We start from the raw sequence: 10676 nt of genomic DNA, 5'->3' as shown, positions 1-10676 counted from the left end.
ACTCGGTAATACTGGGATTAAACATTATAATATCCCAGTCCAACAAAGAGGTCAGTGATTCAAATGGCACAAACTTTGAGAGGCTTCCCGGTATTTCGCAGTCAATAGATACAATAGCTTTTCTTGTCATGATTACTTGGTGATTCTCATAAGCCACATAACTATTATATTACATGCCATACTGCTTCCGCAGAAAACAGTACGGTTAAATTACCTTTACGAATAAAAATTATACAGGCAGTTTCTTTGGTAGGAAATCGGAGGTTATTTGTAAAGTGATGATCACGAGTTATTAAAACAGCATTCTCCCTTTTTATTATTTGAAAAACATCTGAATCTTTTAATCCGGATGTTTCTTTTTCTGCAATCGCAATTACATTGTATCCCTCATTTCTTAGATAAGACGCAATACCATAGCTGACGCTTTCATCAACACAACTTTCATAGAACAGCAATCTCTTTTTCTGTTGCCAAATAAGAAGCGTACTTAAGACAAGCTTTTATGTCTTCAATTGATAGACGAGGAAAGTTTTCTAGGACAGTATTATTATCATCGCCAGCAGCAAGATGGCTTAATATCGTATGTACAGGGATGCGAGTACCTTTTATGCAGGGATCTCCGCCACAAATTTCCGGATCAGAGGTTATTCTTTTATGCATGTTATCTCCATAGTTAATATTAACCCAACACTTATTGTTATTTCAACAATCCTCACTCTCTCATTTGAGATGTTCTTCTTGATAGGGTAAGCAGAAAGTGCATATATCCTGAACTGTTCATGGGGTACAAAGCAGATTCGTCCGTGAAGATAAACAATGCTCCAATTTATCAATTGTATATTGATAAAAATCGGAAAACTATTCCGTCAACTACAAAACTTATTTATGATTGGCGTTTAAATAACCTTAAAGATAGGGATGGAAAATACTTATTTCAAACGCCTCTTTAGTAAAGGCAAGAAAACAAGGCTGCGTAATTTCATTGTGAAATATTTTCTGCGATTGAGATAACGCAAAACCGTAAGGTAGCTGTCAAAAAGTGAAGTCAGGTCTGATAATGATTTAGGCTGCAACTCCAAATTGACCATGCCCTTGTATCCTTTATCCTTGAGGAATCCAAGAATTTCATCCACTGGCAGGTTACCCTCCTGGCCAAAGGGCTGGTGCAAATCCTCTTCCCGGGTGCAATCCGAAAGATGCAGCAATCGAATTTTTGAATAATGTTTCTCCAACATCGGAAACCAATCCTCCCGGCTGATGTAGGCATGCGGCGGATCGAAACAAATCCCCAATAATTGGTCATCAAATGCTGATTCGGCTCGTTCCAGAAATTGATCAAAATTAAAATTCTCATTCTCCAATGTATTTTCAAAAACGATGGGAGCTTCCAGTTTTTTTAAATTTTCGAATAAAAATTCTTCGGAACATTCTCCCGGCGTTTCTATGAAGTGGCCTTCGGTAGAATGTGCCAGAACATATTGCAAATTCATTTTCCGCCAATAGCGATTGATATTCTCAATAAGTGCATCTATCTCTTTCTTCTTTTCCAGACAAGAAAAGTCATAACCGGACTCGGAGATGATTGGAAGATGAAAGCCAAGTTTTAAGCCATCCATATTTGAGATCACTTGATCGATATCTTCAAATATCGTCGACGTTACTTCAGCAAACTCAACGCCCACTCTTCGAATAAGATTTAGTAAAAAAGATCCTTTCACCCCTTTAAAATTATCAACAGTTAAACCTACCAATACATTTGATTTCATTTACCAGGTCGCAAAATATTTAATTTAACGATGCTTTGCTTATTTCTCTTATGATTCTGATGAGCCGGTTAGTTAGAAATCGATATGTCTTTCCCTTCGGAATCACCAGAACCATTTTAACATTTTGTCCAAACGCTTTGAAACTTCGAATGGAAACTCTCCGTCGAGACCGCCCAAGCAATAGGATTTCGATGGCGCCATTAAATCCTGTTGTATTATCGAAATATTCAAACCCATCATGAACGGAGTAAACCATTTCCGAGGCACTATCCTGGGTAAAATCACTACGCCCTTGAATGCCGGCGATTAAAAGCCCATCTTCGGAAAACAAATAGACACACTCAAGGTTACCAAGATTTACAACTTTCGCTAATTCTATCTCGATCTGTCTTTGGGGGACTATTTCCTGAGAGGAAAGATTGTTTTCTGTTTCTTGATTGGCGATTTTAAGCATGCCATCTCCTCTCTATATCCTCAATTACATTATTGATAATTGTTTTTAATGTATCACTCACGCCTATTCCTTTTGTGGCCACTCCTGAAAAATAGGGAACATTATTGTAATTCAGTTTTTTTTGTAGTATTTCAATTGAAAGGTTATTATGCAAATCCTGTTTATTGTATTGAAGAACCCAGGGTATTTCCTCCAAAGAGCGATTGTTACGGATCAGGTTCTGTTCCAGATCCAGGATAGAATCTAAATTATCATTCAGCCGGTTCTCCTGGGAATCAGCTACGAATACCACACCATCCGTTCCGTTTAAGATTATTCTTCTACTTGCTGCATAATAGTACTGACCGGGTACCGTGTATAAACTGAATTTAGGTTTTTTCCCATGAATAGGTGGCAGTTCAAATTGCATAAAATCAAAAAATATCGTACGTTCTTCCATCGTTTTCAGGCTTACCATTTCACCCCTGTGGGCTGGATTAATTTTATCATAAATTTGTTGCAGGTTCGTTGTTTTGCCACTTAAACCCGGGCCGTAATAAACAATTTTCAGGGATATTTCTTGAAGGGCCCAATTAATAAACATAGAAATGATTAACCGAGAATTTTATCCAGTCCTTCCGTTACGTAAGATTTAAATTCGGAATTAATGATATTGCTGATTTTAACCATTTCTTCAAAATTGGTCTCAATGATTCGGCTAACTTTATCGATTGTTCTTCTGGTAAAAATACGGACCATTCCCAGTGTAACAGTTGCATCGAATGTGACGGCCAGAAAGAATTGGTCACTTAAACTGGAAACATACAGATGGCGCCGCGACCCTTCATGATAATGAAGTCGAAAATGATTGTTGTGGCCAAGCATTTTCGCAATTTCCGTGGTTGCCGAGAAATCTCCGGCAAGCAATGCGGTTAAAATAGTTGTATCCGCCCCTGGAATTTCTCCCTTTTGACAAATCAACTGACCATTAAGGTCACCAAATAAAATTAACTGGGCTTTGAGTTTCGCTCGAAGAATATCAAGTTCAGTTGCTATTTGACGATATTGATCTTCCGAAAGTAGAACTTTTTTTGTTTCTTGGCTTGCAGTATTGGAATTGTCCGGCATATCAATTCCTCCCAAAACAATCTGATGGTTTAGATAAAATTACTTTTTCTGTCAGCATTACGATAAACATAATCGAAAAATCAGATAAATAATATGATTAAAACTTATGAGAATCAATATAAAGAGAGTCTCTTGCAAATTAATGAGTTGCAACAGCAATTCAACGATTCATCTTCCGTCAGCCAGACGGTCGATTAAATACCTCGGTAAACCTGCGTTTTCCATTAACTTTTGAGTTTTTTGAATATCATATTGAATACGCCGATATTCAAAATGATTTTTCTCAGTATCCAGAATTCCATAAGAAGCCTTTGGGTCGTAATCCCTGGGTTGTCCTACAGCGCCGACATTAATAATGTAGCGCTCCTTATCTTCAAAAGACAAACCTTCATTTCGAATACGTAAATTTGAAAACTGGTTTTGCGCGAAGATTATCGCAACATGAGTATGGCCGATAAAACAGACCTGTCCCGGGAAGTGAGAGAATTGCTCCATGGCAACATAAATCGTTGCGATATAAGTCCATTCTTCCGGCTTTAATGGTGAGCCATGAACATAAGTAAGATTCTCCGCGTGATGCGACATTTTCAGGTTGGACAAATAGTTTTTTGAATTGTATGAAAGCTCTTTCCGAGTCCATAAAATAGCTTCTTTGGCGTATGTATTAAATGTCTCGATGTTGTCGAGGCCTATGGCAGCTGCATCGTGGTTTCCAAGTAACGAAACGCTTGCTCTTTCATTTACCTGGGCAACACACTCATTTGGCGATGGACCATAACCAACAATATCACCCAGGCAAAAGATTTCATCTATATTTTGTTGATCGATGTCAGATATTACTTGTTCTAACGCTGAATAATTGCCGTGAATGTCTGAAATAATCGCAATTCTCATAATGGAAAATTCAGGTACTACCACTTAATTTTTGAGGATAAAATTCTATTCAACCGCCCTAATGTAAAAAAAATATTGGACAGGGTCAAGTGTTTAAAATGCATATGATCAAATTTGTAATTATAATTAAGCTGATCAATTTATAAACATTATTGAATTATAAACCTTGTGTTTGCGGTAAAAAATGCCCCTGTATTTTATCCATATTTATAAATAGTCAGATTTGCTTAAAATAAATCAACCGGATCAATATCAAGGGCTATTTTTACAGATTGCCGGTTACCCTGACTGAATTTTTTCATGGTTGGTAGAATTTGTTGCCGTATCCGGCTGCCATTGGGATCTTGCTCTTTATCATATTTTAATAAAACCTGGTAGCGAAACTCGTTTTTTAATTTCGATAATGGCGCAGGCGCAGGTCCGAGCAAACGAAAAAACTTTGCAGGTGGGATCGATTTGGCAAATTCATTTGCTACTTGATCGACTTGATGTTCTTTTTTCCCGCGAAACTCAATCGAAATGAGTCGGGAGTAAGGCGGATAATACAACTCCTGCCGCTCTCGAATTTCTTTAGCGAAAAAACGGAGATAATCATGTTTTTGTGCAAAAATGATACTGTGGTTGCGAGGATCGTAAGTTTGAATTATCACTTCGCCTTGCTTGCCTTTTCGTCCGGAACGCCCGGCAACCTGTGTGAAGAGTTGAAAAGCGCGCTCGGAAGAACGAAAATCAGGAAGCATAAGTGTCGTGTCTGCCGAAATCACACCCACCAGGGTTACTTTTGGAAAATCCAATCCTTTTGCTACCATTTGAGTTCCGAGTAAAACATCATATTTCCCGTTGCGGAAATCCTGTATGATACGATGATGCGACCCTTTTCGGGATGTGGTATCCATATCCATGCGGATAACTCTAATCTTGGGAAAGTATTGCTTTAATTCCTCTTCCACGCGTTGTGTGCCGGCACCGCGATAAGCCATTTCAAGGCCTTGGCATTGCGGACAAATCTTCGGCGCTTGTTTCTGATAATCACAATAATGGCACAACAAAAGATGCTGGCGCAAATGATAGGTTAACGTGATATTGCAGTTTTTACAATTTTCCACGTGGCCGCAATCCCTGCATAAAATGAATGTTGAAAAACCCCGGCGATTTTGCAACAAAATAATTTGCTCGCCCAACTCGATTTTCTCTTCAATTTTTAAGAGAAGTCTTTCCGAAAACACCAAGGCGGATTTGCCCCGGTTTTTATGCAATTCCTCTTTCATGTCAACGATTTCTACTTTGGGAAGCGGCAATTCTTCAACTCGATTTGGCAGTTGCAATAATCGATATTTCCTGGTTTTTGCGTTGTAAAAAGATTCGATCCCGGGAGTTGCGGAACCAAGGATAACCAATGCATTGTTCATTTTACCCCGCACCAAGGCTACATCCCTGGCGTGATACCTGGGCGATGGATCGTTCTGTTTGTATGAGGATTCATGCTCTTCATCAACCACAATGAGGCCGATGTTTTGCAATGGTGCCAGAATTGCCGAGCGTGCACCAATCACAATATTAACCTTGCCGGATTGAATTTTTCGCCACGAGTCATAGCGCTCGCCACCAGACATGCGGCTGTGCAAAACAGCCACATCATTGCCAAAGTGAGTCTTGAAGCTGCTTACAGTCTGGGGAGTCAGAGAAATTTCAGGAACCAGGACGATGGCATCTTTTCCTTTTTTGCGTACCTGCTTCAAAGTTTCAATATAGATTTGTGTTTTGCCGCTGCCGGTCACACCATGAAGTAGCGTAGGGACAAATGAGCTGCTTTCGATGTAGCCATTGAGCTGTTTCATCACCGAAACCTGGTCTGCATTCAGATGAACAACATCGTTCTCCCTTAATTCATATTGGATGCTCTCATCGCGGAAAATTTCCCGTTTCTCTTCGGAAATTAATCCTTTTTTCAATAAAGCTCTTATCGCAGAACTGGCGGATTGCGTGGCTTTCAACAATTCGGATTGTGGCATACCTGCAGGTTGCCCGGCTAATTCTTTTAATATTTTCACCTGAACCGGTGACCTCTTCTCCAATTCCTTGATTTTTTTTTCAAAGTCGTCGTTTCCGTTAAAGCTCTCGGCAATTTGAAAATGCTTGATATATTGCACATTTATCCTGGATGAATAGAGTTTGTTTTCTATCGAGATCAAACCTTCTTTTTCCAGCTTATTGAGAGAATAGTTAAACTTGCTTTTCCCTAGCTTTTTCTCCAATTGATTGACTCTTTGGCTGCCAACACGATTCAATAAATCCAAAATTACTTTCTGTTTTTCCGTGAGATGTTCCAATTTGTAAATACTCTCCATATCTAGATTTTCCACCAGCTCAACCTGGCGATGGCTTTGCTTATTGATACCTGCAGGAAGTGCAGCTTCCAACACCTCCCCCCAGGATGCAAAATAATATTCCGCGATCCATTGGGTCAGGGCGAGCATTTCCTGTGAGAATAGTGGAAACGGATCCAGCACATCCTCAATCTTTTTGAGTTTTTCCAACTTCGTTTCGCTTGCTAGTTTAACCACATAACCAGTTAAGGTTCGCTTGCCAAAAGGCGCAATTACACGATAACCCGGACAAAGAAACTCTTCAAATTGTTCAGGAATTTCATAGGTGAATTCCTGGTCAACCGGAAGCGCGTAAACAATTTGCGCAAATTGCGGAGAGTGATTATTGGGCATGCCTTAAAATAAAGGAATAGGGAGTGGAATTCAAGTGGGAGTTTGGGGAAATTAGGGGAAAATTATTCTCTGAAGTAATAAAATTAGGAAATAAATTCTTTAAAGATTCGTTTAAATTTAAACATGTATAGCTTCAATTCGTCGCAAATCAGCTCTTTATTCATTTAATTCTTTTGATAGAAGCGGTATTTCATTTTTTACTATATTCCACACAATATCAATATTTACACCAAAATAATCATGAATCAATTTGTCTCTTGTGCCTGCAATTTCCTTCCAAGGAATTTCCGGATATTTTCTTTATTTCGTCTGATAGTAATTTAGAAGCTTCCCCTAAAATTTCAATGTTCCTCATTACGGCATCTTGGGTTTTATTATCCCGTACAAAATCCTCATATTCTATTTGCGATGTATTCGATATAATTCTATCGATAGCGCCTTTCATGTCTTGAAACAGGGCATTATCTTCTCTTTATAAACTTAAATCCGATTGGATGTTTAAATTCAACAAAGATGTCCAGGTCACTATCTTCCGTCAAAGTACCTTTTAAAGCTGATCCGAAAATGCCGATCTTTGTAACGCCATATTCAGTCTCTAGATTTTTCATAATGCTGTTTTATTACCCGTGTTATTTCATTTTGTTTCATTCTGTCTATAATCCTTATTTCAAACTCAGATGATCATCCTGTTTTTAGCAAATATAAACAATTTTAATTCATAGTTTCGAAAAAACAAATACATACTGAAAACCACTATTCTACCAAAAATCTTCTTTTATGATAATCATTTGCACTTTATGATAAAGTTACAATAAGGACTTGAGAAAGGCAAGAACATTCACAAATGCAATTATCTAACAGAATCCTTCATTCACCTTATTTTTCAGAACCAAACTTCTTGGCAAAGCTCTCCAGGGATTCTCTAATAAACCTGTCTAAATTAATAAAATGAGCGGCAATCCCGTAAATAGGAATTTTTTGAATGTCTTTTTTTGCTGGCAGTTCTTTTTCTATTCGGCGTACTTTGCCCAGGCAATGGACATTCTCAGCAAAGGGTAATGTCATATTGAATTCTAAAATTGTCCCAATAGGTATTTTTTGATCGTAGTTAAAAAAAATGCCACTTGAACTTAAATCTCTTGTCGTGACCAGGTTCCAATTGGGGGAGTCGTCAGGCCTTGACTTGTCTTGGTAGATCCTGATTTTCGTTATAAATTTTCGTTGAATTCTTCTGGCTCTTTTTTTGTGAGCGGGATTAGATACGGTCTTCCATTCTTCACGTTCTACACCCTTCTGAATCTCTTTTTCTTTTTTATTAAGTTTCATACGTATAATTTCTCAAATGTTTTCGAGTCAACTTGGAATAAGCCAAATCCAAAATCAGTGAATAGATATAGCAATTAATTCCTAAGAAGCGTTAACTAGCGAAGTTTTTACTTCTTTTGGAACATCAATAGCAGCAAACCAATCTGCAGGATAAATGTAATCCTCTCCGCTTTCATCAATAATACGAATGTCTCCATCCTGCTCCAGCTCCTTGTCCGGTAATATGCGGTATGTTTTATGTAATTCTAAGGATGTCAGATATTCGCTATTATTTATACAGACAACAAATTTATAATTTTGAGAATTTTTTTCTTTCACAACTATTAACCCTATATACCGTTTTCGTTTGATTTCTTTTTTACCTTTACCATGTGCTTCATACCAGTGTAACTCAGCTTCACATATTTCCCATTTTGTAAATGTTAGAAATTTTGCCAATTATTTCAAAATTCACTTTAAATATATATAAAAGTCATCGTCGTTGTCAAATTAGTCAGGTCCGCTTTCTTTACGAAGCATAATTCAGTCAGCGATTCTTTGTTTGCTGCTACATATGAATTTTGCAAAGTCCCAATACCATTGATCTGTATTTCTATCGTGCAGCCGGGTTTCATGGGCAGAACACCCAGGGATGTAGCGCAGATGATCAAATCTCCCGGAACCAAAGTCATATCCTGTGACAACCTCATTACCGACTCATGAGGAGAAAATATCATATCGGAAACCGGGGTAATCCTGTCGCACTCTGCCATTGAGAATGATTTACACAAAATCCAAATTCTCAGTAATCCTGGTGCCATCTTTTTTGAAGGTGTTGATATACAGTTCAATCCTGTCTTTAGCGGTTTGCAAATCAAGATTGTTCAAATTGATATTCAACAAATCGATATACCAGGGGTTTTTGGCATCATCCAGAACGTAGGTTTCAACAATTTCTCGGGCTATAGGCAATGTGGTATTCTTTGAATTATCGTGGACATCTTTGTTTTCTGCATTGAGCAGTTTGTCATATTCCTCAACTAACAATTTTTTAAAAACATCCATGGAAAAACCATCTCCGGATTTCAAACCGGTTTCGGAATCGTCTTCGTTCAATTTAGCTCCTTTGTGAATCCATTCCCACAAGATACTCAATCTAATCTCTCCGGTGGCCATATCCTCCATCAGGTATAAGATATCATCATTACTAAAAAAATCGGCCGGTTTTAGAGCGGCTGCCTGAAATCCCTGTCCAAAGGCATTGCCGTATTGCAACGCTACGCTTAACAGGTTCCGGGCCCCTCGAATCGACGTTGGGGCTGGTTCCAGCAACGTGAGACCATCTGCATCTTCTTGTGTGTAGGTCAATGCGGGGAAGGACCTTCCGAGCTGGTTGGTCTCGCCGGCCTTTTCCCAAACCGGACGAACAATATGCACCATTTTCCAATGAGCCACCCACTTACCGCTTGCCCCTTCTTTCTGCTCCCGAACTGCGCCAGCTACAGCTTTCTCCATACTGTTTTTGATGCCTTCCTCAGAACCAACCGGGATGTTGGGCTCCATACCTCCTTGCCAGAGTGCAAAGTTTCCATTCATATCAGGTGTGTTTACTGCCCGGCGAACCCGGTCTTCATAATTTCTCATGTAGCCGTATATCATAGTTATTGCTTCGATATTGGGATTGATAAAATCCTTATCCCACGCCATGGCATCAGTGACACTATTGATATAATCCCATCGACCTGTATTGTATCCGACAAAATGTTCGCCTAAGACGGCGCGAATCTCCATCAATTGAAAAGTGGCTTCAAGCTGTTCAACAAGAACATAAACTTTGATCGTACCAACAGCCAGGCCCAGGTGCTGCTCAAGCGCAGTCAACATTTCATTCCACAGAGCAGCTTCTTCAGCAGTCTGAATTTTCGGTAGATACAAGACGATAGAAGATCCCTCATTCTGTAATTGTTTGTAGTTGTTGACGATATAAAGAGTCATGTCTACAATTGAAGCCGACAAAGCCACGCCATTTTCACCACGAATATGCCGATCGTCTAAATGCAAGCCGCGACACCGGAAAATCTTAGTCGTGAAATTTAGTTGTTTTTGCCAATCATCGATGATCTCTTTTCCGAAGAATCCCATCGCCCATTGGTTCATTTGCCCGGCAACTTTTTCTGCGGCTTTCATAAAGACAGGGTCTTTTGCAATGGCTAATTTGAGATTTCTTTGGTTGTCCAACGACATTGTTGTGATCTGGCCAAGTGCATCTTCGCCGTCAAACATCCAGCCATCGGCTCCGGAAAGCAAGGCATAAGCGACATTCCTGATGCTTTTTTCAATTGCTGATTTTGGTTTTGCTGCGGGCCCAGTTCCTTGAATCCATTGTCGTTGTAAATCGGCTGGAATTTCAGAACCGATAAACTTCCCGTC

At 39.1% G+C, this 10676-nt stretch carries 13 protein-coding genes and 1 pseudogene; all 14 read right to left on the bottom strand.

Annotated elements, in window-relative coordinates; translation table 11 throughout:
- Window positions 1-164: 164 nt before the first annotated feature.
- Entirely contained in the window at window positions 165-455 is a 291-nt protein-coding gene (locus IIC38_18335) for a DUF5615 family PIN-like protein (GenBank protein ID MCH8127885.1), read from the bottom strand.
- Window positions 442-660, bottom strand: coding sequence for a DUF433 domain-containing protein (locus IIC38_18330; GenBank protein MCH8127884.1), 219 nt, complete (start codon window positions 658-660; stop codon window positions 442-444). Before IIC38_18330 ends, IIC38_18335 begins: the two co-directional genes overlap by 14 nt.
- 269 nt (window positions 661-929) lie before the next feature.
- Window positions 930-1766 (bottom strand): sugar phosphate isomerase/epimerase, encoded by an 837-nt coding sequence (locus IIC38_18325; protein ID MCH8127883.1) that lies wholly within the window; start codon window positions 1764-1766, stop codon window positions 930-932.
- Window positions 1767-1785: 19 nt separating this feature from the next.
- Window positions 1786-2220: a hypothetical protein gene (locus IIC38_18320; protein ID MCH8127882.1), complete on the bottom strand. Its 435-nt coding sequence runs from the start codon at window positions 2218-2220 to the stop codon at window positions 1786-1788.
- Complete coding sequence (locus IIC38_18315) at window positions 2213-2803, bottom strand: GTPase domain-containing protein (protein MCH8127881.1); 591 nt, start codon at window positions 2801-2803, stop codon at window positions 2213-2215. The genes IIC38_18320 and IIC38_18315 overlap by 8 nt, the downstream gene beginning before the upstream one ends.
- A gap of 8 nt (window positions 2804-2811) precedes the next feature.
- Window positions 2812-3327: a roadblock/LC7 domain-containing protein gene (locus IIC38_18310; protein MCH8127880.1), complete on the bottom strand. Its 516-nt coding sequence runs from the start codon at window positions 3325-3327 to the stop codon at window positions 2812-2814.
- 168 nt (window positions 3328-3495) lie between these two features.
- Window positions 3496-4221 carry a metallophosphoesterase family protein gene (locus IIC38_18305; GenBank protein MCH8127879.1) on the bottom strand — a complete coding sequence of 242 codons (726 nt, stop codon included), beginning with the start codon at window positions 4219-4221 and terminating at the stop codon, window positions 3496-3498.
- Window positions 4222-4448: 227 nt separating this feature from the next.
- The gene (priA, locus tag IIC38_18300; protein ID MCH8127878.1) at window positions 4449-6941 is read right to left on the bottom strand and encodes a primosomal protein N'; all 2493 of its coding nucleotides are present in this window, start codon (window positions 6939-6941) and stop codon (window positions 4449-4451) included.
- 156 nt (window positions 6942-7097) lie between these two features.
- Window positions 7098-7386 (bottom strand): annotated as a pseudogene (locus tag IIC38_18295) (DUF86 domain-containing protein).
- A 16-nt stretch (window positions 7387-7402) separates the two neighbouring features.
- Window positions 7403-7549 (bottom strand): nucleotidyltransferase domain-containing protein, encoded by a 147-nt coding sequence (locus IIC38_18290; GenBank protein ID MCH8127877.1) that lies wholly within the window; start codon window positions 7547-7549, stop codon window positions 7403-7405.
- A 268-nt stretch (window positions 7550-7817) separates the two neighbouring features.
- Window positions 7818-8267 (bottom strand): PilZ domain-containing protein, encoded by a 450-nt coding sequence (locus IIC38_18285; GenBank protein ID MCH8127876.1) that lies wholly within the window; start codon window positions 8265-8267, stop codon window positions 7818-7820.
- Between the two features lie 81 nt (window positions 8268-8348).
- The gene (locus tag IIC38_18280) at window positions 8349-8585 is read right to left on the bottom strand and encodes a hypothetical protein (GenBank protein ID MCH8127875.1); all 237 of its coding nucleotides are present in this window, start codon (window positions 8583-8585) and stop codon (window positions 8349-8351) included.
- Window positions 8586-8722: 137 nt separating this feature from the next.
- Window positions 8723-8983, bottom strand: a complete 261-nt coding sequence (locus IIC38_18275) for a fumarylacetoacetate hydrolase family protein (GenBank protein MCH8127874.1) — start codon at window positions 8981-8983, stop codon at window positions 8723-8725.
- Window positions 8984-9029: 46 nt separating this feature from the next.
- Window positions 9030-10676: malate synthase (locus tag IIC38_18270; protein ID MCH8127873.1), on the bottom strand; the 1647-nt coding region annotated here is incomplete at its 5' end.

The sequence above is a fragment of the candidate division KSB1 bacterium genome, from assembly GCA_022566355.1.
Taxonomy (GTDB): domain Bacteria; phylum Zhuqueibacterota; class JdFR-76; order JdFR-76; family DREG01; genus JADFJB01.
This window is presented reverse-complemented; position numbering and strand designations above follow the sequence as displayed.